The organism is Streptomyces deccanensis, from assembly GCF_022385335.1.
Taxonomy (GTDB): Bacteria; Actinomycetota; Actinomycetes; order Streptomycetales; family Streptomycetaceae; genus Streptomyces; species Streptomyces deccanensis.
Window position 1 is genome coordinate 1,244,924 of sequence record NZ_CP092431.1, and the last position, 25,729, is coordinate 1,270,652.

The 25,729-nt window shown below is 69.1% G+C and carries 21 protein-coding genes and 2 pseudogenes; 16 read left to right on the forward strand and 7 right to left on the reverse strand.

Going from position 1 to position 25,729, the window contains the following annotated elements; all coding sequences use genetic code 11:
- Nucleotides 1-234: 234 nt before the first annotated feature.
- Nucleotides 235-1,665, forward strand: coding sequence for a glycoside hydrolase family 43 protein (locus tag L3078_RS05685; protein ID WP_239751441.1), 1,431 nt, complete (start codon nt 235-237; stop codon nt 1,663-1,665).
- A gap of 245 nt (nt 1,666-1,910) precedes the next feature.
- A pseudogene (locus L3078_RS05690) lies at nt 1,911-4,196 on the forward strand (family 43 glycosylhydrolase); the annotation flags it as partial.
- A 57-nt stretch (nt 4,197-4,253) separates the two neighbouring features.
- Here L3078_RS05690 and L3078_RS05695 read toward each other — a convergent pair.
- Both L3078_RS05695 and L3078_RS05700 read right to left on the reverse strand, forming a co-directional pair.
- Nucleotides 4,254-5,582 (reverse strand): cytochrome P450, encoded by a 1,329-nt coding sequence (locus tag L3078_RS05695; protein ID WP_239751445.1) that lies wholly within the window; start codon nt 5,580-5,582, stop codon nt 4,254-4,256.
- A 148-nt stretch (nt 5,583-5,730) separates the two neighbouring features.
- On the reverse strand, nt 5,731-6,414 hold the full coding sequence (locus L3078_RS05700) for a TetR/AcrR family transcriptional regulator (protein WP_239751448.1): 684 nt from the start codon (nt 6,412-6,414) through the stop codon (nt 5,731-5,733).
- 101 nt (nt 6,415-6,515) lie between these two features.
- Between L3078_RS05700 and L3078_RS05705 the strand changes: the two genes are divergently transcribed.
- From L3078_RS05705 to L3078_RS05725, 5 genes are read left to right on the forward strand one after another with little or no spacing between them, the layout of a single operon-like run.
- Nucleotides 6,516-8,102, forward strand: coding sequence for an acyl-CoA mutase large subunit family protein (locus tag L3078_RS05705; protein ID WP_239751450.1), 1,587 nt, complete (start codon nt 6,516-6,518; stop codon nt 8,100-8,102).
- A gap of 57 nt (nt 8,103-8,159) precedes the next feature.
- A complete protein-coding gene (locus L3078_RS05710; protein WP_239751452.1) occupies nt 8,160-9,761 on the forward strand; it encodes an acyl-CoA carboxylase subunit beta in 1,602 nt (533 codons plus the stop codon).
- Nucleotides 9,762-9,770: 9 nt separating this feature from the next.
- A complete protein-coding gene (locus L3078_RS05715; RefSeq protein ID WP_239751454.1) occupies nt 9,771-9,983 on the forward strand; it encodes an acyl-CoA carboxylase epsilon subunit in 213 nt (70 codons plus the stop codon).
- A 38-nt stretch (nt 9,984-10,021) separates the two neighbouring features.
- Nucleotides 10,022-10,486, forward strand: coding sequence for a cobalamin B12-binding domain-containing protein (locus L3078_RS05720; protein ID WP_239751456.1), 465 nt, complete (start codon nt 10,022-10,024; stop codon nt 10,484-10,486).
- Nucleotides 10,483-12,255, forward strand: a complete 1,773-nt coding sequence (locus L3078_RS05725) for an acetyl/propionyl/methylcrotonyl-CoA carboxylase subunit alpha (RefSeq protein WP_239760226.1) — start codon at nt 10,483-10,485, stop codon at nt 12,253-12,255. Before L3078_RS05720 ends, L3078_RS05725 begins: the two co-directional genes overlap by 4 nt.
- Nucleotides 12,256-12,419: 164 nt before the next feature.
- Here L3078_RS05725 and L3078_RS05730 read toward each other — a convergent pair whose 3' ends face one another.
- The 3 genes from L3078_RS05730 to L3078_RS05740 form a co-directional block, all read right to left on the reverse strand.
- Nucleotides 12,420-13,001, reverse strand: a complete 582-nt coding sequence (locus L3078_RS05730; protein ID WP_239751459.1) for a hypothetical protein — start codon at nt 12,999-13,001, stop codon at nt 12,420-12,422.
- Entirely contained in the window at nt 12,974-13,303 is a 330-nt protein-coding gene (locus L3078_RS05735) for a P-loop NTPase family protein (protein WP_239751462.1), read from the reverse strand. The genes L3078_RS05730 and L3078_RS05735 overlap by 28 nt, the downstream gene beginning before the upstream one ends.
- A gap of 64 nt (nt 13,304-13,367) precedes the next feature.
- Nucleotides 13,368-13,799, reverse strand: a complete 432-nt coding sequence (locus L3078_RS05740; protein ID WP_239751464.1) for a YybH family protein — start codon at nt 13,797-13,799, stop codon at nt 13,368-13,370.
- A gap of 230 nt (nt 13,800-14,029) precedes the next feature.
- Between L3078_RS05740 and L3078_RS05745 the strand changes: the two are divergent.
- Nucleotides 14,030-15,242: pseudogene (locus tag L3078_RS05745) on the forward strand (IS110 family RNA-guided transposase).
- Between the two features lie 102 nt (nt 15,243-15,344).
- Here L3078_RS05745 and L3078_RS05750 read toward each other — a convergent pair.
- Nucleotides 15,345-16,325: an alcohol dehydrogenase catalytic domain-containing protein gene (locus tag L3078_RS05750; RefSeq protein WP_239760227.1), complete on the reverse strand. Its 981-nt coding sequence runs from the start codon at nt 16,323-16,325 to the stop codon at nt 15,345-15,347.
- A gap of 376 nt (nt 16,326-16,701) precedes the next feature.
- Between L3078_RS05750 and L3078_RS05755 the strand changes: the two genes are divergently transcribed.
- From L3078_RS05755 to L3078_RS05780, 6 genes are all read left to right on the forward strand, one after another.
- Complete coding sequence (locus L3078_RS05755; RefSeq protein WP_239751466.1) at nt 16,702-18,447, forward strand: CocE/NonD family hydrolase; 1,746 nt, start codon at nt 16,702-16,704, stop codon at nt 18,445-18,447.
- Nucleotides 18,444-20,102 (forward strand): AMP-binding protein, encoded by a 1,659-nt coding sequence (locus tag L3078_RS05760; protein ID WP_239751468.1) that lies wholly within the window; start codon nt 18,444-18,446, stop codon nt 20,100-20,102. The genes L3078_RS05755 and L3078_RS05760 overlap by 4 nt, the downstream gene beginning before the upstream one ends.
- Nucleotides 20,099-20,932, forward strand: coding sequence for an enoyl-CoA hydratase/isomerase family protein (locus L3078_RS05765; protein ID WP_239751469.1), 834 nt, complete (start codon nt 20,099-20,101; stop codon nt 20,930-20,932). The genes L3078_RS05760 and L3078_RS05765 overlap by 4 nt, the downstream gene beginning before the upstream one ends.
- Nucleotides 20,929-21,672: an SDR family oxidoreductase gene (locus tag L3078_RS05770; protein ID WP_239751474.1), complete on the forward strand. Its 744-nt coding sequence runs from the start codon at nt 20,929-20,931 to the stop codon at nt 21,670-21,672. The genes L3078_RS05765 and L3078_RS05770 overlap by 4 nt, the downstream gene beginning before the upstream one ends.
- A gap of 187 nt (nt 21,673-21,859) precedes the next feature.
- On the forward strand, nt 21,860-22,513 hold the full coding sequence (locus tag L3078_RS05775; RefSeq protein ID WP_239751476.1) for a TetR/AcrR family transcriptional regulator: 654 nt from the start codon (nt 21,860-21,862) through the stop codon (nt 22,511-22,513).
- A 25-nt stretch (nt 22,514-22,538) separates the two neighbouring features.
- Nucleotides 22,539-22,694, forward strand: coding sequence for a hypothetical protein (locus tag L3078_RS05780; protein WP_239751478.1), 156 nt, complete (start codon nt 22,539-22,541; stop codon nt 22,692-22,694).
- Here the strand turns inward: L3078_RS05780 and L3078_RS05785 are convergent.
- On the reverse strand, nt 22,682-23,599 hold the full coding sequence (locus L3078_RS05785) for a helix-turn-helix transcriptional regulator (RefSeq protein WP_239751481.1): 918 nt from the start codon (nt 23,597-23,599) through the stop codon (nt 22,682-22,684). The genes L3078_RS05780 and L3078_RS05785 overlap by 13 nt on opposite strands.
- A gap of 307 nt (nt 23,600-23,906) precedes the next feature.
- On the opposite strand from L3078_RS05785, the gene L3078_RS05790 reads away from it, so the two are divergent.
- A complete protein-coding gene (locus L3078_RS05790) occupies nt 23,907-25,034 on the forward strand; it encodes an alpha/beta hydrolase (RefSeq protein ID WP_239751484.1) in 1,128 nt (375 codons plus the stop codon).
- Between the two features lie 95 nt (nt 25,035-25,129).
- Nucleotides 25,130-25,660 carry a cyclophilin-like fold protein gene (locus L3078_RS05795; protein WP_239751486.1) on the forward strand — a complete coding sequence of 177 codons (531 nt, stop codon included), beginning with the start codon at nt 25,130-25,132 and terminating at the stop codon, nt 25,658-25,660.
- The last annotated feature ends 69 nt before the right edge of the window (nt 25,661-25,729 follow it).

Sequence of the window (25,729 nt, forward strand, 5' to 3'; positions counted from 1 at the left end):
CACCCGCCCCGCCACGGCTGGGCCCCCGGTCGCTGCCACGTTCACGCGGAAACCGCGCCACGTCGGCCGATGACCAGCGCGACGCGGCGCCCCCACCTCGCGCGAAACCGGTCCTGCCCCAACCGCACGAAGGCCGGACCCCACCCTCGATCCCGCACCTGCCATTACACCTGCACCTGCACCTGCACCTGCACCTGCACCTGATCACGGCACCCCAAAAAGACAGGAACGCACATGCCCGCGGTTCTCTCCCGGCTGGCGGCGATACTCGTCGCCGCCTGCCTGCTCTTCACCGCCCAAGTCGTGACCGCACCTCAGCGGGCCGCCGCCGCCGACCCGGGTTACCTGATGACGCACTTCATCGGAGAGGGGTCGACCGGTCAGCAGATGTACTTCTCGTACAGCGCGGACGGTCTGAACTGGACCGATCTCAACGGCGGCGGGATGACCCTGCGCTCCACCGTGGGCACCCGCGGCGTGCGCGACCCCGCACTGGTCCGCTCGCCCGACGGCAGCAAGTACTGGATCATCGCGACCGACCTGTGCATCGACTGCGGGCAGACGTGGAGTTCGTCCATCAACGACGGCAGTCGCAGTCTTGTGGTGTGGGAGTCGAGCGACCTGGTCACCTGGTCGGCGCCGTGGCTGCTCAACGTCGCCGGCGCGATCCCCGACGGACGCAACGCCTGGGCGCCGGAAGCGATCTGGGATCCGGCCGGCAACAACTATGTCCTGTACTGGGCGACGAACAAGCCCCTCAACGGCGCGACGAAGCACCGCATCTACTACGCCCGCACCACCGACTTCCGCTCCATCACCACCCCGCAGATCTACATCGAGCGCCCCGGCACCCAGGAAATCATCGACACCCAGATCGTCGAGGTCCCCTCCGGCGTCGGCAACTACCGCTACGTGCGCGCCTCCGGCGACGGCCAGATCACCCTTGAGGGCAGCAACTCGATCCTCGGCACCTGGACCAACCTCGGCAACCTGTCCGGCATCGGCCTGACCGGCTCCCAGGTCGAGGGTCCGATGTGGATGAAGTTCCGGGACCGCAACGAGTGGACGCTCTACCTCGACCAGTACGCGGCCGGAAGGGGATACATGCCGGTCTCGACGACCAACCCGTCCGCCACCGGCACCTACCAGCTCCCGACGTCGGGCACCTACTCCCTGGGCGGCAACAAGAAGCGCCACGGCTCGATCCTGAGCCTGACGGCCGCAGAGGACGCCCGGATCCAGGCGCGCTGGGCGAACACCCCGGCCCAGCGGCTGCAGTCCTTCAACTTCCAGGACCGCTACGTGCGGCACGCCAACTTCGACGTGCGCATCGACCAGAACGTCACCAACGACGACGCCAAGTTCCGGCCCCGACCGGGCCTGGCCGGCTCCGGCACCGTCTCCTTCGAGTCGGTCAACTTCCCCGGCTACTACCTGCGGCACTCCAACTACGACTTCCAGCTGGCCTACAACGACGGCACCGCCCAGTTCGCCGCGGACGCCACCTTCCGTCAGGTCGCCGGACTCGCCGACTCGTCCTGGTCCTCGTTCCAGTCGTACAACCACCCCGACCGCTATATCCGCCACTACGCCTACCAGTTGAAGCTCGAACCGATCACCACCGCGACGGGACGCGGTGACGCAACCTTCCGTCTGACGAGCTGACCCGACAGGGATGCCGGCGCCCTCGGGCGACGCCCCACCTGCCGCCCGCCCTCGAGCGAGGAAGGCACCGGCATCCCACCCACGAGCGCAACGCGACACCACATGTCATTCGGGGCGGGACGCGGCACCTCGACCGAGGCGTCGCGTCCCGCTCCTTCTCATGCATGTCTTTTTCAGGGATGTGAACCATGCACAGCGTGAGACTTCACAGCGTGGGACTTCAGTGCCGCCAACGAATGAGGCAGGGCGCTCTGGCCGCCGCGGCCGCCGCCACGCTCATGGTCGGCGTCGTCGGCCCGGCGGCCCCCGCCCAGGCGGCGGAGATCACCGACGGCCTGGCTCTCTGGTACAAACTCGACGCCACCTCGGGCACCGTGGCGGCGGACGCCTCCGGCAACGGCCGCAACGGGACCGTCAACGGCACCGCGAACTGGTCGGGCAACGGGGAGGGGCTCACGTTCAACGGGTCCAGCACCTACATCAAGGTGCCGGACAACATCATGAGCGGCATGAACTCGATCACCGTCTCGATGGACGTGCAGATCGACGCGACCCAGGCCACGCCGTACTTCCTCTACGGCTTCGGCAACACCGCGAGCGGCGGCACCGGCAACGGGTACCTGTTCACCACCGGCGACTCGTTCCGGACCGCCATCGCTTCCGGGGGCTATTCCACCGAGCAGAACACCCGGACCTCCGCCGCGCTGCAGCGCTCGGTCTGGAAGCACGTCACCTACACCCAGACCGGCACCACGGGTGTCCTGTACGAGGACGGCGTCGAGAAGGCCCGCAACACCTCGGTCACCCTCACCCCCGGTTCCATCGGGTCCGGCATCACCACGGCCAACTACATCGGCAAGTCGCTCTACACCAGTGACAAGCTCTTCAAAGGCAAGATCCGCGACTTCCGGGTCTACGACCGTGCGCTGGCACCCGGTGAGGTTCTCGATCTCAGCGGGAACACCACGGGCATCGGCGCGGCCACCCACCCCGAGCTGAAGATCGACGCGATCGTCGACGACGCCAACAGCAAGATCACCCTCCCACTGACCGAGGGCACCGACCTCACCACCCTCGCCCCGCAGTTCACCATCGCCCAGGACGCGTCCATCAGCCCGTCCTCCGGCACTCCACGCGACTTCAGCGCGCCCGTGACGTACGAGGTGACCGGCCCGGACGGCGAGAAGCGCACCTGGACGGTCGAGGCGCTGGAAATGAAGAGCCCGGTACTTCCCGGGCTCACCGCCGACCCGAACATCGTGCGGTTCGGCGACACCTTCTACATGTACCCGACCACCGACGGCTTCGCGGGCTGGAGCGGCACGCGGTTCAAGGCGTACTCCTCCAAGGACCTGGTCCACTGGACGGACCACGGCGTCATCCTGGACCTCGGACCCGACGTCAGCTGGGCCGATGCCCGGGCCTGGGCCCCGACGATGGGCGAGAAGGACGGGAAGTACTACTTCTACTTCTCCGCCGACGCGAACATCGGTGTCGCGGTCTCCGACTCGCCCACCGGCCCGTTCACGGACCCCCTGGGCAAACCGCTGATCGCCGGCGGCGCCTACACCGGCCAGATGATCGACCCGGCGGTCTTCACCGACGACGACGGTAAGCGGTACCTCTACTGGGGCAACGGCCGGGCGTACGTGGTCCCTCTGAACGACGACATGGTCTCCTTCGACGCCTCCAAGGTCACCGACATCACCCCCAGCGGCTTCCGCGAGGGCGCCTTCGTCGTCAAGCGCGACGGCATCTACTACTTCATGTGGTCGGAGAACGACACACGTGACGAGAACTACCGCGTCGCCTACGCCACCGGCTCCTCGCCCACCGGTCCCTGGACCAAGCGCGGTGTGATGCTGGAGAAACGCCTCGACCTGGGCATCAAGGGACCCGGCCACCACTCCGTGGTGCAGGTGCCGAACACCGACGACTGGTACATCGCCTACCACCGCTTCGCCATCCCCGGCGGCGACGGCACCCACCGCGAAACCACCATCGACAAGCTGGAGTTCGACGCCGATGGCCTGATCAAGAAGGTCGTCCCCACGCTGAGCAGCATCGCCCCGGTCTCCGTCGGCGCCACTCTGCCGACGCACACCAACCGCTCGCTCCAGTCGGTCAACTTCACCGGCCGCTACGCCGACGTACGGTCGGACGGCCTCGGCTACCTCGACCCGGTGACCTCCTCCAGCACCACGGCGGTCAAGCAGAGCGCCACCTTCACCATCGTCCCCGGCCTGGCCGACCCCACCTGCTACTCGTTCCGCGACTCCTCCGGCCGCTACCTGCGCCACAAGGACTTCCGGATCCGCTTCGACGCGAACAACGGCACGGCCGCCTTCCACAAGGACGCCACCTACTGCGCCCGGCCGGGCTCGGCCGCGGGCTCGGTCAGCCTGGAGTCCTCCAACTACCCCGGCCGCTACCTCCGCCACTACAACTACGAGCTGCGCCTCGACCCCTTCCAGGACAACGCCACCTTCCGCGCCGACAGTTCCTTCAGGGCGGTCACCCCCTGGGCCTGACCGCATTCCCTCACTCGCCGGCTGCCCCGCACGGTTCACGGCTTCGGCGCACAGCGGCTACTCCACCACCATCTTCAGGGGGGCTCGGAACGACAACAGGCCGAGCATCGGCGGTCCCCCGGCCCCGGCTGCCGGTCGGATACCCGGAAGTCGGCGGGCTGCGGCCCGCAGGGCCACTGCTGCTTCCGTGCGTGCCAGCGAGGCGCCGGGGCAGCGGTGCCGGCCGGCGCCGAAGGCCAGGTGGTGGCGGATGTTGTCCCGGTGCGGGCACATGCGTTCCGGGGACGGGAAGACCTCTGGATCGGATCCGCTGCCGAGGAGCATCACCAGCACCTGTGCGCCCGCCGGCAGTCGTACCCCGCTCAGTTCGGTGGCCCGCGCCGTCACCCGGCGCCAGGTGGTCACGGGCGGCTCGCGCCGCAGAACCTCTTCCACCCAGGCCTCCGCCAGGCCCGCCTCGCCGGCCACGCGCGACCACATGCCTGGCTCGGCCAACGCCCGGCGCAGCACGGTGGTGATCAGCTGCCCGGTCGTGGACTGGCCGGCGATGAAGACGAAGAAGCACACACCGACCGCGGTCTCGACGTCCAACGGCTCACCGTCGGGCAGCCGGTGGCGGGCGAGCGCCCCGATGAACGAGTCCGAAGCGGCCATGCCGCCACGCACGGTCGCGGTGAGCCACTGGTGGAAGTCCACGACGAGTTTCGCCAGCTCCAGTTGCCGCTCCGGTGTGGGCCTGCCCCAGAACAGCTCCAGCGATGCGTCGCTCCAGCGGATCAGGGTGTCCGGTTCGACTCCCCGTATGCCGAGGAGCTCCATCAGCACCCTGCAGGGGAGGAGTTGGGCGAATGAGGTGAACAGGTCGCTGTCGCCGGTCGAGTCGATCCGTGACCGTACTTCGTCGAGCAGTTCGTCGGCGATGCGCTCGATCACCGGTACGGCGTCCGCGACACGGTTCGCGTGGAAGAACCGGGTGACCACTCGACGCAGTCCGGCATGGGTGGGACTGCCGTTGTTGGCGAGCGCGGGCGGAAGGGAGAAACCGCCACGGGCGAGGATCCGCAACACGGCAACGGGCAGTGGGGTGACGCTGTGTTGGGCGTTGTCGGGAAGGAAAACGTCCGGGTCCAGCAGTACTTGGCGCACGTCACGGTGGCGACTGACGAGCCAGAGCCCCGTGACCGGGTCGTGGTGCACGGGAGCCTCGGACCGCAGGAGATCCAGCCAGGGGTAGGGGTCGCGGACGAAAGGGTCGCCGAACAGGTCGAGCAGACCGAGTGGACTGAGCGGACCGAGCGGATCACCGGTGTGGGGAGATCCGTGACCAGGGCTGTGCCCTGCCGCTCCTCCATCGGGTTCCCATGTGTCCTGAGCTGGGGAAGTCACGGCCGGAAGCTAGCACGCACCGGATCCAGTACCGAGCGTATGTGCCCCGCATCACTCGGTCACCCACCGGGTCGGTCACCCACCGGATCCGCCGACTCGGCCTGACGACCGGCCGGAGCCGCGCGCCCATACGCACGGCTCCACACGCTCAGCGCCCGAGCCCGCCCTCGACGAGGCGCCGCAGCTCGGGGAGCAGGGCGTCGATGTCCCGACCGGTCCGGAACGCGACAACGGTGGTACCGCGCCCGTCCTCCGGCGAGGAACCGGGTGCCGGGAACAGTGCGAGCACCTCGCGCATGGCCTCGTCGACCTCGGTGACCGGATCGGAGGAGTCTCCGCGCAGCCATCGGCGGAGCACGTGGTTGTGGGCCGCGACGACGGACGCCGCCATGAGTTCGGCCCTCAGCGACGCCGACTCCGTCGGGTCTCCCATCCAGTCCGCGATGAACTCACGGAACAGGCGCTGGTAGCGCGCCACACTGGCGATCTCCCGGTCGCGCAGCGCCGCCACCTTGCTGGTCAGCGCGTATCGCCGCCGAGCGAGATCGCCTTCGTCGATGTAGTGCAGCAGCACCAGGCGGACCGCGTCGGACACGGCGACCAGTGCGGTGCTGTGGCTGGAGGTCGCCAGCCGGTCCCTGATCAGCTCCAGCAGCCGGTCGTGGTCGGGGAAGATCACCGCTTCCTTGGACCGGTAGTGCCGGAAGAACGTGGTACGTCCCACACCGGCCCGTTCGGCGATGTCGTCCACGGTGGTCTGCTCGTATCCGCGCTCGTCGAACAGGGCGAACGCGGCGTCCGCGAGTCGCATCCGCGCAGATGGCTTGCTCATGACCACTCATCCTCCCCCATCCCGGTGTCCGGATGTCCCTTGCCCTCATCGATGGTACTGAGTACCGTTCTGAAGATATCGAGTACCAAGGAGGTTCCGGCGTGGATTCCGTAGCGGAGAGCGAGTCCGGCCTGCCGATCCAGCCGGTGTACGACGGCCGGGCGCTGGCGGATTTCGACGCGGACGCCAAGCTGGGCGCTCCGGGCAGGTTCCCGTTCACCCGTGGCGTGTACCCGTCGATGTACACCGGCCGGCCCTGGACGATGCGGCAGTACGCCGGCTTCGGCACGGCGAAGGAGTCCAACGAGCGCTACCACGAGCTGGTCGGCGCCGGCACCGGCGGCCTGAGCGTGGCCTTCGACCTGCCGACACAGATGGGTTACGACTCCGACGAGGCCATCGCCCGGGGCGAGGTCGGCAAGGTCGGCGTGGCGATCGACTCCATCGAGGACATGCGGACGCTGTTCCACGGGCTGCCGCTGGACAAGGTGTCGACGTCGATGACGATCAACGCCCCGGCGTCGACCCTGCTTCTGCTGTACCAACTGGTCGCGGCCGAACAGGGCGTCTCCGGGGACCAGTTGACCGGCACGATCCAGAACGACGTACTCAAGGAGTACATCGCCCGCGGCACCTACATCTTCCCGCCCCAGCAGTCCCTTCGGTTGATCAGCGACATCTTCGCCTACTGCCACCGGGAACTGCCGCGCTGGAACACCATCTCCATCTCCGGCTACCACATGGCCGAGGCCGGAGCCACGCCCGCGCAGGAGATCGCCTTCACCCTGGCCAACGCCAAGGAGTACGTGCGCACCGCGATCGCCGCGGGCCTGGACGTCGACGACTTCGCACCCCGCCTGTCGTTCTTCTTCGTCGCCCGGACCACGCTGCTGGAGGAGATCGCGAAGTTCCGCGCCGCCCGCCGTATCTGGGCCCGCATCATGCGTGACGAGTTCGGTGCCAGGAACCCCAAGTCCCAGATGCTGCGCTTCCACACCCAGACCGCCGGCGTCCAGCTGACCGCGCAGCAGCCCGAGGTCAACCTCGTCCGCGTCGCCCTCCAGGGCCTGGGCGCGGTCCTCGGCGGTACGCAGTCCCTGCACACCAACTCCTACGACGAGGCCATCGCCCTGCCGACCCAGAAGGCGGCGCGGCTAGCCCTGCGCACCCAGCAGGTCATCGCCTACGAGACCGACGTGACCAGCACCGTGGACCCGTTCGCCGGGTCGTACGTCATGGAGTCGATGACCGACGACCTGGAGGCGGTGGCGCTGGAGCTGATCCAGGCCGTCGAGGACCGCGGCGGCGCGGTCGCCGCGATCGAGCAGGGTTTCCAGAAGTCCGAGATCGAGAAGTCCGCGTACCGGATCGCCCTGGAGATCGACAAGCGGGAACGCACCGTGGTCGGGGTCAATAAGTACGTCCTCGACGAGGAAGAACCCTACGAACCCCTGCGCGTGGACCCCCAGATCGAGGCCGACCAGTGCGAACGCCTCACCGTGCTGCGCCGCGACCGCGACAACGACGCCGTCGCACGCGCCCTCGACGCCCTGCGGTCCGCCGCGCGGGGCACGGACAACGTACTGCCCCTGATGCGCGAGGCCCTGGCACTGCGGGCCACGGTCGGCGAGGTCTCCCACGCCCTGCGCGACGTCTGGGGCGTGTACGTCCCTCGCGACACCTTCTGACGCATCAGAGTCACATTCCGCAGCCCGCGACAACCTCAGCAAGAAGGGATCCATGCGGTGAGCGCCGACCTCCCAGATCCGCCCGAGACCGACATCCACACGACTGCGGGGAAGCTCGCGGATCTGCAGCGCCGTATCCATGAGGCGACGCACGCCGGCTCCGAGCGCGCGGTGGAGAAGCAGCACGCCAAGGGCAAGCTGACGGCCCGCGAGCGGATCGAACTGCTCCTCGACGACGACTCCTTCGTGGAGTTCGACGAGTTCGCCCGCCACCGCTCCACCGACTTCGGCATGGAGAACAACCGCCCCTACGGCGACGGAGTCGTCACCGGCTACGGCACCGTCGACGGCCGCCCCGTGGCCGTCTTCTCCCAGGACTTCACCGTCCTGGGCGGCTCCCTCGGCGAGGTCTTCGGCCAGAAGATCATGAAAGTCATGGACTTCGCCCTCAAAACGGGCTGCCCCGTCATCGGCATCAACGACTCCGGCGGCGCCCGCATCCAGGAAGGCGTCATGGCCCTGGGCATGTACGGCGAGATCTTCCGCCGCAACACCCACGCGAGCGGCGTCATCCCCCAGATCAGCCTCGTCGTCGGCCCGTGCGCGGGCGGCGCGGTGTACTCCCCCGCGATCACCGACTTCACCGTCATGGTCGACCAGACCTCGCACATGTTCATCACCGGCCCCGACGTCATCAAGACCGTCACCGGCGAGGACGTCGGCTTCGAGGAACTGGGCGGTGCCCGCACCCACAACGCCACCTCCGGCGTCGCCCACCACATGGCCGGCGACGAAAAAGACGCCATCGACTACGTCAAGCAGCTGCTGTCCTACCTGCCCTCCAACAACCTCAGCGAGCCCCCCGCCTTCCCCGAACAGGCCGACCTCACCGTCACCGACGAGGACCGCGAACTCGACACCCTCGTCCCCGACAGCGCCAACCAGCCCTACGACATGCACACCGTCATCGAACACGTCCTGGACGACGGCGAGTTCTTCGAGACCCAGGCCCTGTTCGCACCCAACATCCTCACCGGCTTCGGCCGCATCGAGGGCCACCCCGTCGGCATCGTCGCCAACCAGCCGATGCAGTTCGCCGGCTGCCTGGACATCGACGCCTCCGAAAAAGCAGCCCGCTTCGTGCGCACCTGCGACGCCTTCAACGTCCCCGTGCTGACCTTCGTCGACGTCCCCGGCTTCCTCCCCGGCGTCGGCCAGGAACACGAGGGCATCATCCGCCGCGGCGCCAAACTCATCTACGCCTACGCCGAAGCCACCGTCCCCCTCATCACCGTCATCACCCGCAAGGCCTTCGGCGGCGCCTACGACGTCATGGGCTCCAAACACCTCGGCGCCGACCTCAACCTCGCCTGGCCCACCGCCCAGATCGCCGTCATGGGCGCCCAGGGAGCCGTCAACATCCTGCACCGCCGCACCATCGCCGCCACCCCCGAAACCGAACGCGAAGCCGTCCGCGCCCGCCTCATCCAGGAGTACGAGGACACCCTCCTCAACCCCTACACCGCAGCCGAACGCGGCTACGTCGACGCCGTCATCACCCCCTCCGACACCCGCCGCCACCTCGTCCGCGGCCTGCGCCAACTCCGCACCAAGCGCGAATCCCTGCCCCCCAAGAAGCACGGCAACATCCCCCTGTAAGGAGCCGCTGTGACCATCAAGGTCGTACGGGGCAACCCCACCCCCGAGGAACTCGCCGCCGCCCTCGCCGTCGTCCGAGCCCGCGCCGCGGCGGCGGCCGGAACCGTCATCGAGGGGCCCGAGCGCCTGAACCAGTGGGCGGACAGGAAGCACAACATCCTCCGCGACTCCCTCGCGCAGCCGGGGCCGACGACCTGGCGCACCTCCTACTGGCCCCACTGAACGAGCGAGCCCCGGTCCCCACCCCTCCTGGAGCGAGAATGAGTGCCCTGCTACAACACACGGAGCGCGCCGGCACCGCTCCGGCGCCGCATGCCCGCGTGGTGATCGCGAAACCCGGCCTCGACGGCCACGACCGCGGTGCGAAGGTCATCGCCCGGGCCCTGCGTGACGCCGGCTTCGAGGTGATCTACACCGGCCTGCACCAGACACCGGAACAGATAGTCGCCACGGTCATCGCCGAGGACGCACCGTTGGTGGGACTCTCCGTGCTGTCAGGCGCCCATCTGACGATCGTGGAACGGGTGATCAAGCTGCTCAGGCAGGAAGACGCCGGCGACGTCCGCATCCTCATCGGCGGCATCATCCCTGACGGCGACATCCCCGTACTCAAAGCCATGGGCGTCGACGCGGTCTTCACCCCCGGCTCGGACATCGGCCGGATCGTCGACGCAGCGCGCAGACTCACTACGACTTCGAACGACTTGCTGGAGCCGGAATGCTGACGAAGGTGCTCATCGCCAACCGAGGCGAAATCGCTGTCCGCGTCGCCCGGGCGTGCCGGGACGCCGGGATCGCGAGCGTGGCCGTGTACGCCGATCCGGACCGGGACGCGCTGCATGTGCGGGCCGCGGACGAGGCGTTCGCGTTGGGCGGTGACACTCCGGCGACCAGCTACCTGGACATGGGCAAGGTCCTGCAGGCGGCGAAGGACGCGGGCGCGGACGCGGTCCACCCGGGTTATGGGTTCCTCTCGGAGAACGCGGAGTTCGCCCAGGCGGTCCTGGACGCGGGCCTGATCTGGATCGGCCCGCCGCCGCAGGCCATCCGCGACCTCGGCGACAAGGTCGCCGCCCGGCACATCGCCCAGCGCGCCGGCGCCCCCCTCGTCGCGGGCACCCCCGACCCGGTGTCCGGCGCCGACGAGGTCGTGGCCTTCGCCCGGGAGCACGGCCTGCCGATCGCGATCAAGGCGGCCTTCGGCGGTGGCGGACGCGGCCTGAAGGTCGCCCGCACCCTGGAGGAGGTCCCCGAGCTGTACGACTCCGCCGTCCGCGAGGCCGTCGCCGCGTTCGGCCGCGGCGAGTGCTTCGTCGAGCGCTACCTCGACAAGCCCCGCCACGTCGAGACCCAGTGCCTGGCCGACACCCACGGCAACGTCGTCGTGGTCTCCACCCGCGACTGCTCCCTGCAGCGCCGCCACCAAAAACTCGTCGAGGAGGCCCCCGCCCCCTTCCTTTCCGAGGCGCAGAACGCCGAGCTGTACGCGGCGTCGAAGGCGATCCTGAAGGAGGCCGGCTACGTCGGCGCCGGCACGGTGGAGTTCCTCGTCGGCGCGGACGGCACGATCTCCTTCCTGGAGGTCAACACCCGCCTCCAGGTCGAGCACCCGGTCACCGAGGAAGTCACCGGCATCGACCTGGTCCGCGAGATGTTCCGCATCGCCGACGGCGAGCACCTCGGCTACGACGACCCGCCCCTGCGCGGCCATTCCTTCGAGTTCCGCATCAACGGCGAGGACCCCGGCCGCAACTTCCTCCCCGCCCCCGGCACCGTCACCACCTTCACCGCACCCACCGGCCCCGGCGTCCGCCTCGACGCCGGCGTGGAATCCGGCAGCGTCATCGGCCCCGCCTGGGACTCCCTGCTCGCCAAACTCGTCATCACCGGCGCCACCCGCCAGCAGGCCCTCCAGCGCGCCGCCCGCGCACTGGAGGAGTTCACCGTCGAGGGCATGGCCACCGCGATCCCCTTCCACCGCGCGGTGGTCACCGACCCGGCCTTCGCTCCCGAACTGACCGGCTCCAGCGACCCGTTCACGGTCCACACCCGCTGGATCGAGACCGAGTTCGTCAACGACATCAAGCCCTTCGCGGCCCCCGCCGACACCGACACCGACGAGGACGGCGACCGCGAGACGATCGTGGTCGAGGTCGGCGGCAAGCGCCTGGAGGTCTCCCTGCCCTCCTCCCTCGGCATGACCCTGGCCCGCACCGGCCTCGCCGCCGGCGCCAAACCCAAGCGCCGCGCCGCCAAGAAGTCCGGCCCCGCCGCCTCCGGCGACACCCTCGCCTCCCCCATGCAGGGCACCATCGTCAAGGTCGCCGTCGAAGAAGGCCAGGAAGTCAAGGAAGGCGACCTCGTCGTCGTCCTGGAAGCCATGAAGATGGAACAACCCCTCAACGCCCACCGCTCCGGCACCATCAAGGGCCTCACCGCAGAGATCGGCGCCTCCATCACCTCCGGCGCGGCCATCTGCGAAATCAAGGACTGAGTCGCACGGATCCCCAGGGCAATCGGCTGCCGCTCGCAATGTGTCCGACCAGGGCTGCGACCGACCAGGGGATGCGAATGCCGAGGGGTCGCCAAGTCGCGCCGGGTGAGGCACCTGGCGGCCCTGGGACTCCAGCGCATCCCTCGGCAGATAAGGGAGTTGGGCTACACCGGCAGCGCCAAGCTGCCGGTCCGCCGGCGAAACGGGCGTAAGCTGCGGACGCGTGATGGTCGGCGAGCGACGCTCAACCGGGTGCCGTGGCAGTCCGGGCAGGTCTGGACGCTGAGGAACCTGTCGACACGGTCGAGCCCCTTCTTGGTGGTGGCCTTCTTCAACGCCTCCTCGACCGTCTGGCGGGCGTTGCGGTAACTGGCGTTCAGCTCGAAGAGCTTGCCGTTCTTGGCCGGGTGCGGGATGACGCGCTTGACCGGCTCCCCCTCGAAGACGATGCGGCGTTCGTTCTTCGTCAGCTTCGAGAACGGCACGTCGGTCCGCACGCCGAGCTCGGCGGCCACCTTCGGCACGGCTGCCAGGCCGAACATCTGCCACGGCAGGACCGCGCCCTCGTCGATGGTGCGTGAGGGATCGGGTACGAGGGCGTCCTCGTCGACCTCCCGCACGGTCCCGGTGCCGGCGCAGCGCGGGCAGGCACCCTCGCTGTTGAAGGCGTACGACTCCGCACTCGGCGGCCCGAACACGACCTGGCACTCGGGGCAGGTCAGGGGCAGGTCGAGGGCGACGTCCATGTTCGGTCCAGGCGGTGCCCTTTGGGGCACTGGTGGTTGCCGAGCCGGGAGAAGATCAGGCGCAGGCTGTTGAGCAGTTCGGTGGAGGTGCCGAACGTGACGGCCGCGTGTGCCGCCTGGGTCAGGCGGCGCCGGGTGTAGGTGGACAGAGCCTCCAGGTAGCGGCGCGATCCTTCGGCGTACAGCACACCGAGGGCGAGCGAGGACTTGCCCGGGCCGGAGACGCCGGCGATCGCGACGAGCCTGCCCAACGGCACCGTGACGTCGATGTCCTTGAGGTTGTGCACGCGGGCCCCGCGCACGGTGATCCGTCCGGCGCGGCGCCCACCGCGGAGTCTTTCATCCCCTGCTTCGCAGGCCTGTCGGTCAGGAGGCGATCTTCTCCGTCACGGTCTCGGAGAACGCCCAGTTGGAGTGCACGATCCGCCACTGGCCGTCGATGAGCTTGTAGCCGTGGGAGGCGTTCCAGGCGCGCAGCTGCTTTTCCTCGCCGTTCTCGTCGAGAACGAAGGTGTTCAGGTGGTACCCCAGGACGGCGAGGTCGCCGTTGTCGCTGACGTGGACCTGCGGGTCGAGGTACTCGTTGCGGACGATGTGCGGATTGGAGTAGATGGAGTCGATCCATGCGATGACCTTGTCCCGGCCGACCAGGATGTTCTCGAGGATCGGGTCGAAATAGCTGACCTCCTCGGCGAACGCGTCGAGGTAGCCGCGGTTGTCGCCGACGCTCCACCGCTCGTTGAACGACTTCTCCAGCTCGATGATGGTCGTGCTGATTTCTTCCTTGTCGACGCCCATGGCGCTTCCTTACGTTGTAGGTGGGTTGGTTTCGGTCACTCGTAGGATCGAAAGACCCGGGGATGCTGGGTGTGGCTCATGGGTTTCCGCCCACTGGTGGCTTGAAAGGATTGGCCGCTCGGCATCCCGCGACGACTCGACCACTCATTGGGATGCGCGGCACAAGATCGCTTGGTAAGGACACGCTGGCGAGGTCGTCTGCTGGGCTGTGAACGGATACGACTTCGGAGGTGGCCGTGCCCGAGCTGTGGGCCGGTACGGATGCGGGCAAGGCCGCGCATCACTGCGTGGTGCTCGACGCGGACGGCAAGCGCCGGCTGTCGCGGCGGGTGGACAACGACGAGACCGCGCTGCTGAAGCTGATCGCCGATGTGCTGGAGCTGAGCGACGGCGCCCCGGTGACCTGGGCGATCGACCTCAACGCCGGCAGGGGCCGCGCTGATGATCGCGCTGCTGACCGACAACGGCCAGCAGGTCCTCTACATCCCCGGCCGCACCGTCCATCACGCCTCCGGCTCCTACCGGGGCGACGGCAAGAGCGACGCCAAGGACGCCTTCGTCATCGCCGACCAGGCCCGCATGCGCCGCGACCTGGAACCTGTGCACCGAGGCGACGACATCGCCGTGGACCTGCGCATCCTCACCTCGCGCCGCCTGGACCTGGCCGCCGACCGCACCAGGACCATCAACCGGCTGCGAGCCCAGATGCTGGAGTACTTCCCCGCCCTGGAACGCGCCTTCGACTACAAGACGTCCAAGGCGGCCCTGGTGCTGCTGACGCAGTACCAGACCCCGGCCGCCCTCCGGCGCGTCGGCAGGACCCGGCTCGCGACCTGGCTGAAGAACCGCAAGGTCCGCAACTATCAGCTCGTTGCGGCCACCGCGGTGGAGGCCGCCGAGGCCCAGCACACCGCCGTCGCCGGGGAGAAGCTGGCCGCCGCCATGGTGGCCAGGCTCGCGAGGGAGGTGATGGCCCTCGACGAGGAGATCGCCGAGACCGACGCCCTGATCGAGGGCCGGTTTCGCGACCACCCGCACGCCGAGGTCATCCTGAGCATGCCCGGCCTCGGCCCCGTCCTGGGCGCCGAGTTCATCGCTCACACCGGCGGAGACCTGAGCGTCTTCGCCAGCGCTGACCGCCTCGCCGGCGTCGCCGGCCTGGCCCCGGTCCCCAAGGACTCCGGACGCATCAGCGGCAACATGCGCCGCCCACGCCGCTACTGCCGACGCCTGCTGCGGGTCTTCTACATGTCCGCCATGGTCGCCGCCCGCTCCTGCCCCGTCTCCAAAGCCTTCTACGAGCGCAAACGAGCCGAGGGCAAGGGCCACAAGCAGGCAATCATCGCCCTCGCACGACGCCGCCTGAACGTCCTGTGGGCACTCATACGCGACGGCCGCGCCTTCGAACTCACGGCACCGCAGACCCCCGTCATGCTGGGCTGACACGCTCACAGCGAGTCACCAACGCGGGTTGACAACTCCATTGGGAATCCTTTCGTGCATGCCGCGGCTGACTGTGAGCACACGGCCCAGGCAGGTGTTTCTTCAGTCGTCGAGCAGCACGACGTGCTTGCCCGGCGTCGTGCCGGCCTCGACGTCGGCCTGGGCATCGCGCACCTGCTCCAGGCCGTGGTGGACCTTCGCGACCGGCACCTCGAGCCTCCCGTCCGCGATGGCTTGCAGCTGCTGCTGGAACACCTCGGCGGGCAGGTCGGTGGCCTCGCCCGCATAAGCGGTCAGTCGCACCCCGCTGGGAATCATGAACGGGGTGAAGTCGGGGATCGTCCACTGGCCCGCCAGGGCTCCGGTGAAGCAGACGGTGCCGTGGCGGCGGACGGTGCGGAAGGTGTCGGCGAGGACCGAGCAGCCCACCAGTTCCAGTACGGCGTCGACGCCGTCCGGCATCAGCTCGCGCACCCGGTCGGCGATCGTGCCGTTGTCGACGAGTGGATGGTCGACGCCCACGGCCCGCAGTTCCCCCGCCCGGTCAGGGCTGCGAGTGGTGGACAGCACGGTGGCTCCGAGGTCCTTCGCGATCGTGGCCGCGCTCAGCCCGACCGTGGAGGTGCCGCCGCGGATCAGCAGCGTCTGCCCCGCCCGCAGACCGAGGCCCGTGGCGAGGGAGCCGTAGGCGGTCTGGAACATCTCCGGCAGCGCGCCGGCCACCTCCCACGGGAGGCCGGTCTCGAACGGGATGACCTGTCCCGCGGGGACGGTCACGTACTGCGCGTACGAGCCGTCGAAGGACCTGCCCATGCCGCCCATCATGGTCGCCACCGGCTGCCCCGGGCGCAGCCCGCTGTCCTCGTCGGCCTCGTCGACCACACCGACGCCCTCGATGCCGGGGATCCGCGGGTAGGTGACCTCCGCGTCCGACTCGCCCTTGCGGGTGGTGACCTCGGACTCGTTGACGCCGAACGCCCTCACCTTGATGCGCACCCATCCGGGCTGCCGCTCGGGCATCGGCACCGTCATGACCCGCAGGGCATCCAGTCCACCGGGCTGAGTCAAAACGACCGCTCGCATCGTCGCAGAGTCGGCGCCTGCGGAGGCTGCACGCTTGTCCATACCAGTTCCTTACTTATCGAGTGCGGCCCCGCAGGGCCGCCGCGCCGGGACGCCCGCGGCGAGGCGGTCGCCGCAGGAGCACCACTCGATCCTCTGTCGGCATACGCCGAATCACTCAGTCGACTGCGGACATCTGGTGGTCAATGCGGGACACCCGGCCCGGGGATCAGGAGGCGTCACCGGGCCGGCGCCCCAGCCAGGGATCGCGCTTTCAGTGGCGCCACGGCATCCAAGGCCATAGGTCTGCCCTCCGAGCGGTAATTGACAGGGTACGAACGTACCTCTTAACGTACCCGCATTCGCCATGATGCCGTCTGCTCGATGAGGAGCACCGATGCAGCACCTATACGACATTGACGTCCGGGTCCCGATGCGTGACGGCGTGGCTCTCGCCGCCAACGTGTGGCATCCGGCCGAGGGCAAGGCTCCGACGCTGCTCGTGCGCCTGCCGTACAGCAAGGACTCGGCCCTCCTCGGCCACGGCTCCCTGCCCAACGTTCTGGCTCTGCTGGAGGCCGGTTACGCGTTGGTGGTGCAGGACTGCCGGGGCACACACCGCTCGGAAGGCGAGTTCGTTCCTCATATGGCGGACCGGCACGACGGTGCGGACACCGTCGCCTGGATCACCCAGCAGCCGTGGTCGGACGGCACGGTGGGCATGTACGGGCCGTCCTATCTGGGGATGGTCCAGTGGGAGACCGCCGTGACCGGCGCCCCCGGCCTCAAGGCGATCGCACCGACCTTCACTTCGATCGACAACTACGAGGCGCCCTGGTACGGCCCGGGCGGTGCGCTGTCGCTGAGCCTGGTCACGCTGTGGAACGTCATGATGTACGGGGCTGACGCGCGGCGGTCCCTGGCGGCCGGTGAGGCCACCGCGTCCCACCTGCGGGAGCTCGGTCAGGCGGCTCTGTCCTTGGAAGCTCTCAACGAGATGCTGCCGACGGCGGAGGTTCCTGTCCTGGCGGCGTACGGGAAGTGGTGGGACGACTGGATGGCCCACCCCTCCCACGACGAGTACTGGGACGCCATGGAGCTCACGCCCGAGCTCAAGAACGTCACCGTCCCGGCGCTGAACATCGGTGGCTGGTACGACCTCTACATCGGGCAGACCCTGCGCACCTACACCGCCGCCCGTCAGAAGGCGGGCACTGCCCAGGCTCGTGAGGGGCAGCGGCTGATCGTCGGTCCGTGGGATCACGGCTCCACGGTTGGCGTCTTTGCCGACCGGTCCTTCGGCCCATTGGCCGACGCGCAGATGATGGGCCTGGCGGACCTGCATGTGAAGTTCTTCGACCGCTGGCTGCGCGGTGACGCCACGGCCCTGGACGGCGTGGCGCCGGTGAAGCTCTTCGTGATGGGCATCGACCAGTGGCGCGACGAGCAGGAGTGGCCGCTGCCCGACACGCAGTGGACCGACTACCACCTCACGAGCACCGGCCGCGCCAACACCGCGGACGGCGATGGGACGTTGACCACCGAGGCGCCGACCGAGGCCGGGCACGAGACCTACCTGTACGACCCGCGCCGCCCGGTCCCCTCGGCGGGCGGGGCGTCCATGCCGACGACCCCGGGGTTCTGCGGCCCGGTCGACCAGCGGAAGGTCGCCGCCCGCGACGACGTCCTGTGCTTCGCGACCCCCGTTCTGGACGAGGCCGTCGAGGTCACCGGTCCGGTCAGCCTGACCCTGTACGTGTCCTCGTCGGCGGTGGACACCGACTTCACCGCCAAGCTCGTCGACGTCTTCCCGGACGGCAGGGCGATCAACCTGTGCGACGGCATCCTGCGCACCCGCTACCGGGGCGGCCTGGCCACGGAGGAACTGATGGAGCCAGGCACGGTCTACGAGATCACCGTCGACATGACCGGCACCTCCAATGTGTTCCTGCCCGGTCACCGCATCCGCGTGGACGTCTCCAGCAGCAACTTCCCGCGTTACGACCGCAACACCAACACCGGTGGCGTCATCGCCCGCGAGAGCGAGGAGCAGATGGTTCCCGCGATCAACCACATCCACCACGGACCGAACCACCCCAGCCGTCTGGTACTGCCGATCATCGACCGCAAGGACCAGGCGTGAGCGCCGCCGACCGGGTCTTTGACCGGGTCTCCGAACTGACCGCGACCTTCACGGCGTCTTCCCTCGACGTGGCCGGGCTCCTGTGCGACCGGCATCCGGCCGACCGCACGGCGTTCACCGTGGTCGACGGCACCGGGAAGTCTTCGACGCTGACCTTCGGCGACCTCGCCGCGGACTCGCACCGGTACGCCCGGGCTCTGCAAGGGCTCGGAGTCGGCCCGGGTGACCGGGTGGCGACCCTGATGGGCAAGAGCACCGATCTGGTCACCGTCATCCTGGCGGTCTGGCGGCTGGGCGCGGTGTACGTCCCGCTGTTCACCGCGTTCGCGCCCCAGGCCATCGCCCTGCGGCTGGAGGGCGCGGGTGCGCACGTGGTGGTCGTCGACCCCGATCAGCGGCACAAGCTCGATCCGGGCCCCGACATGCCGGAGGACCCCGAGCGCCGCATCGTCGTCACCGGGACCGGCACGTCACGCGGTGACTTGTCACTGGCCGGACTCGTCGCAGCCGCGTCGCCCGAGCCGGTCCCCACCGTCACCACGAGCGGGCACGGGCCCCTCGTGCACATGTTCACCTCCGGCACCACCGGCAAGCCCAAGGGGGTCATCCACCCCGTCTCCTACATCACCGGATGGCAGATCTACCTGGAGTACGGGCTGGGCGTCACCCCGGACAGCAGCTACTGGTGCGCGGCCGACCCCGGCTGGGCCTACGGGCTGTACTCCGCGATCGTCGCTCCGCTGGCCGCCGGCATCCCCAGTCTGTTGCTGTCCGGCGGGTTCTCTCCCGAGACGACCTGGCGCACCCTCCTCGACCACCGGGTCACCGACTTCACCGCCGCCCCCACCGTGTACCGGGGACTGCGCTCCTCATCGGTACCTGTACCGCAGGGGCTGCGGCTGGAACGGGCGTCCAGCGCGGGTGAGCCCCTGACCCCCGAGGTCAACGAGTGGGCCGCCACCGCGCTCGGCCTGGCCGTGCACGACCACTTCGGGCAGACCGAGGTCGGCATGCCCCTGGCCAACCACCACCATCCCGAACTCGCCCGCCCCCTCAAAGCCGGATCGATGGGCCGGCCGGTACCCGGCTGGAGCCTGACCGTCCTCGCCGACGACAAGGACGAGCCCGCCGGACCGGATGTCCTCGGCCGGGTCGCGATCGACGTCGCGGCGAGCCCGCTGATGACCTTCCGCGACTACCAGATCGCCGGGCAGAGCGCATCCAAGTTCACCCCGGACGGCCGCTACTACCTCACCGGCGACGCCGGACGGGTCGACGCCGACGGAGACTTCTTCTTCTCCTCCCGCGACGACGACGTCATCATCATGGCCGGGTACCGGATCGGACCGTTCGAGATCGAGAGCGTCCTCGCCCAGCACCCCGCAGTCGCCGAGTGCAGCGTCATCGGCGCACCCGACGAGGTCCGCGGCGAGGTCATCGAGGCCTACGTCGTCCCCCGCGACGGCGTCGAGGGATCACCCGAACTGGCCGCCGAGCTTCAGCAGTTGGTCAAGACCCGCTACGCCGCCCACGCCTATCCGCGCACCATCCATTTCATCGACGCCCTGCCCAAGACCCCGAGCGGCAAGATCCAGCGCTATGTGCTGCGTGACCGCCGACGCACCGACCGCACCACCACCCCGGAGCCACGTTGACCGGCATCGAACCACTGCTCGTCGAGCAACGCGGCCCCGTCCGATGGCTGTCGCTCAACCGCCCCGAGCGGCGCAACGCCCTCGATGTCACCCTCATCGAAGCGCTGGACAAGCAGATCACCAGCGCCGAGGCCGACCCCGCCACCGCGGTCGTCGCGGTGGCGGGCAGGGGCCCGAGCTTCTGCGCCGGCGGGGACTTCCACCAGTTCCTCGAACTCCACGACCGGGGGGAGAACCCGGTCGGCTTCCTGACCGACGTGTCAGCTTGCTTCAGCCGTATCGCGGCGAGCCCGAAACCGTGGGTCGCCGTGCTGCATGGTCACGCGGTCGCCGGGGGCCTCGAACTCGCCCTGGCCTGCGATGTCGTCGTCGCCGCCGACACCACGCTGATCGGCGACGGTCACCTGCAGAGGCGCCTGGTCCCGGCCGGCGGGTCGAGCGTCCGGCTGCCCGGCGCGGTCGGACGGGGGCTGTCCCGCTGGCTCCTGCTCACCGGCGAACTGCTGCCCGCGACCGCCTTCGCCGACACCGGCTGGATCCACGCGACCGTGCCCGAGGCCGACCTCGACGCGACCGCCATCCGCGTCTGCCGGCAGTTGGCCGATCGTCACGGCCCCGCTCAGCAACACCTCAAGACGCTGCTGCACCGGATCGACGGCATGGGCCCCGAGCAGGCCCTGCGCGAGGAACTGGCCACCTTCGCGGACAACTGGCCGGCGAGCGAGGTCGCCGACGCCCTGCGGGCCTTCCTCGCTCCCCACACCACGAAAGCGCCCACCACAACGGCGCCCACCACATCGGCGCCCACCACGAAAGCGGACCACACATGAATCGCTACCAGGGACGCGTCGTCGCCATCACCGGCGCCGCCCAGGGCCTCGGCCTCGCCATGGCGACCCGGTTCGCCGCGGAGGGCGCCACCGTCGCGCTGGCCGACGTCAACGAAGCGGCTCTCGCCGACGCGGCGGCAACCATAAGCAGCGCCCGCACCGACGTCGTGGACGTGACCGACTCGGCCCAGGTCGACGCCTGGATCGACGGCATCACCACCGACCTCGGCCGCCTCGACGTGCTGATCAACAACGCCGGCATCATCCGCGACAACCGTATCGAGGACATCACCGACGACGACTGGCACGCGGTCGTCGACGTCAGCCTCACCGGCGGCTTCCACTGCGCCCGCGCCGCGTTCGGCCCGATGAAACGCCAGGGCTACGGACGCATCGTCAGCTTCTCCTCCATGTCCTGGCGCGGGAACTTCGGCCAGACCAACTACGTGGCCGCCAAGGCCGGCATCGTCGGCATGACCCGCACCCTCGCCCTCGAAGGCGCCCGCCACGGCATCACCGCCAACGCCATCGCCCCCGGCCTCATCGAGACCCCCATGCTCGCCTCCATGAACGGCCCCGCACGCGACAAACTCACCCACAAGATCCCCATGCGACACACCGGCCGCCCCGAGGACATCGCCGAAGCCGCGGCCTTCCTCGCCGGCGAGGCCGCCGGCTACATCACCGGCGTCGTCCTGGACGTGGACGGCGGAATCTCCATCGGATCCTCGATCCGGTAGAGCCGCTTCGCGGGTCAGGCGGTGACGGTCCCCCGATTGCGTGAGTCGATGCCCGATCGGGTCGCCGCCCGGGGCACTCGGCATGGGTACGTTAGACGGTACTCTAGTACCCTTGCGCCAGGGTCGATCTTCCGGCCCGGACGACCGCCCTCCGCATCCGGCGGAGATGATCAGGGGAGCAGCCAGGGTGACGGCCGAAACCGACTCGCGTGACCGACGCCCGCGCCGAACGGCGCGCAGGCGGGTCGTGGACACCCGTCGGCGGGACGAACTGCTGCGTCAGGCCGAGGCGATCATCCTGGCCGAAGGCTTCACCTCGGTGACCATGGATGAGCTCACCCAGCGGCTCGGGTGCTCCAAGGCCACGCTGTACAGCCTGGCCTCCACCAAGGAACAGCTGGTACTCGCGGTCACCCGTGCCTTCTTCCGGGATGCGACCGCCGAGATCGAGGAGGTCGTCCGGGCCGAACCCGACCCCAGGCAGCGTATCCGGGTCTACCTCGCCGGCGTCGGCACCGCCATGCGCAGGCACTCCCATGCCTTCTACGACGACATGGTCGGTTACAAGCCGACGGCGGAGATCTACCGCAAGAACTCCGCCGCCGCCGCGCACCGCGTCCACGAAATGATCGAGGAGGGCGTGCGCGCCGGCGTCTTCCGCGAGCTCAACGGGCATTTCGCCGCCCAGGTGGTGGCCGTGACCATCGACGCGGTCCAGTCGGGGGCCCTCCTGGAGAGTACCGGCCTGACCGCGGGCGACGCTTTCTCGGAACTGGGGGACCTCCTCCTGGAAGGGCTCAGCGCGGGGCAGGGCGCGCCCGGACAAGACCGGGGGTGTTGACCCAGGCAAGGGCCGGGGAACGCGCGTGTCAAGCGCGCGCGTCGCCGCGTTCAAGGGGCAGGTCACGGCCCGGTGGGTCGATGTGCTGTGCGCGCGGGTGCTGCGCAGGGGTGAGCCGGCCGAGCCGACCGGCGTCATACGGCTACGGCTACGGCTCCTGGACAGGGCTCACCCAGGGTGATGGGTCGGCTTCTCCCCCGGGGCGGAGCCGGCTTGCCAGCTGGCGAGGACTTTGAGTCTGTCTTCGTGCGAGGTGCCGGGCTCCGCGGTGTAGACGGTGAGGTTGTGCACCGCTCGGTCGGAAAGGGGCAGGTCCAGGGACTGGTAGGTCAGCTCCAGATCCCCGATGTCCGGGTGGCGCAGGCGCTTGATGCCGTCGTGGCGGATGCGGACGTCGTGGGCCGCCCACTGGGTACGGAACTCGGGACTGAGTGTGGACAGCTCGCCGATCAACTCGCGCAGATCCCGGTCATGCGGCTCCCGCCCGGCCTCCGCGCGCAGCAACGCGGCGGTGATGACGACGGATTCGTGCCAGTCGACGTAGAAGTGCCGGGCGATCGGGTCGAGGAAGGTGAAGCGGGCGAAGTTGGCCCGCCCGTGCCGGTCGGCGGTGGCACTGGCGAAGACCGGCGCGAGCAGGGCGCGGACCAGCGGGTTGCCGGCGACGATGTCCAGCCGCCCGTTGCGCACGAACGCTGCGGACATCGTCATGGAGTCGATCATCCACTGGACGCGGGGCGGCACCCCGACGCCTCTCCGACGGGTGGGTTCGCGGCGGGCGGGCCGGGCGGCCCGGGCCAGGTCGAAGAGATAGGTACGTTCGTCGTCGTCGAGCCGCAACGCCTTGGCTACCGCGTCGAGGACGTCTTCGGAGACACCGCCGACGTGCCCCTTCTCCAGGCGTGTGTACCACTCGGGGCTCACGCCGGCGAGGACGGCCACTTCCTCCCGCCGCAGTCCGGGAACGCGACGCCGACCGCCGGCGGGCAGCCCGACCTGCTCCGGGGTGATCTTCGCGCGCCGGCTGGCGAGGAAGTCTCGGATCTCGGTGCGGTTGTCCGCCGGGTGGTCGGGTCCTGGGGCCATGTCCACCACGGTAGCCATCGGCCGTCACATAGGGAGGTTGAGCTTGTCCCCCTATAAACGCGACCTGGTTCGCGGGGCGGAGAAATGAGCTCGCGCGGAAGGCCCCGCACCCTCGCCGCGACATCAGCATGTCTTCCACCCCGCGAGTCATCACCCGCGCAGGGTTGGGGGGTTGAGCTGGTACCCCCCATAAGCCCGACCTGTCACGCCTGACGCGGAGGCGGTTGCCTGGAATGGCGGCCGGGTCACGGCAGTAGCGACCGCCGCACCCCTATCCCCCACGGATCGAACAGGTGAGGTCCACTCCATGGAACGTCGTAAAGCGCTCGGACTGATCGCCGCCACCGGCGCCGCCACCGCCGCGTCCTTCACGGCCGTGCCCGCCTTCGGTGACGAGAGCGGCCGTGCCGCGGGCGCCACCGGACAGGGCAGGGCCACGGCCAAGGGCGGCTACACGTTCGCGCTGGACAAGGCCGTCAGGCGGACCCCGGTGCGGTTCAAGAACCGCTACGGCATCGAACTCGCCGCGGACCTCTACGTGCCGAAGAACGCCCGGGGCAAGCTGCCGGCCCTGGCGGTCAGCGGCCCGTTCGGCGCCGTCAAGGAACAGGTCTCCGGGCTCTACGCCAACGAGTTCGCCCGCCGCGGCTACGTCGCCCTCGCCTTCGACCCCTCCTTCACCGGGGAGAGCGGCGGCAGGGTGCGCGATGTGGGCTCGCCCGACATCAACACCGAGGACTGGAGCGCCGCCGTCGACTTCCTCGGCCTTCAGAAGATCGTCGATCGCGAGCGGATCGGCGCGCAGGGCATCTGCGGTCTGAGCGGGATGGCGCTCACCGCGGCCGCCGCGGACAGCCGTATCAAGGCGGTCGCCACGTCCGCGATGTACGACATGTCGCGTGCCATGTCCCGCGGCTACCAGGACTACTACACGCGTGAGCAGCGCCAGAAGGTCGTGGACCACCTCAGCCGGCAGCGCTGGATCGACGCCGAGAACGGCACCTACGCGCGGCTCTCCGCAGAGGTCCCCTTCGACGAGAACGGCAACGTCGCCCCCTCCGACCGCGGCCTGCCCGAGACCCTCCCGCCGGACGCCGACCCGATCACGACGATGTTCTTCAACTACTACCGCACCAGGCGCGGTTACCACCCGCGCTCGATCAACTCCACCACCGCGTGGACCGGGACCACGCCGATGTCGTTCTTCGCCTTCCGGCAGATGACGAACATCGACCTGCTCGCGCCCCGCAAGGCCCTTCTGGTGACCGGATCCGAGGCGCACTCCCGCTACTACTCCGAGGACGTCCAGAAGACGGCCCCCGACACCATCGACCTCCTGGTCGTCCCCGGCGCGGACCACGTCGACCTGTACGACCGCAAAGACGTCATCCCCTTCGGCAAGCTCGACGAGTTCTTCACCAAGAACCTCGTCTGACCGCAAGCACTCCACGACAGGCCGGCACCCCACCGGCCTGTCGTGGAGTCGACATCACCGCTCAGAAGGAAGTTGCCCTCATGAAGGTGAAGACCATGTCCGCGACTGGTGTGGCCTCCCTCCTGCTGGCCCTGCCGGCCTGCGCGTCGTCGCCCGAAGAACCCGAGGGCTCCCCGGGCTCCGCCTCCGCCACGGCGCCGCCGTCGAGGCCCATGACGTCGGACGGCAGTGGCGACGCCGGTGAGAGGACAGACGATGAGATCGTCGGCGCCGTGATCCGGTTCTCCTCCGACGCGACCTCGGTGGACGTGACGGTCGACGAGGACAACCCCGCCGTCCGCGACTTCGTGTCGATGCTGCCCCTCACCCTCACGTTCGAGGAGTACGCCGGCGAGGAGAAGATCAGCTACCTGCCCCGCAAGCTCGATCACGAGGGTTCCCCGGGGTCTGCCCTGGAGCGAGGAGACCTGCTCTACTTCGTGCCCTGGGGGAACATCGGCTTCTGGTACGCGCGCGAGGGCAACCCTCCTTCCGACCGGACCATCCACCTCGGCACCTACGACGCCACGCTCGAGCAACTGGAACAGCTCGAAGGCGAACGCGTGACTGTCGCGATCACCGACTGAGCAGGTGCGTGAGCGTCGATAGGGGTCAGTAGGGTTGGGCCGTGCGGGGGGTGCGGCACGGACGGGAAG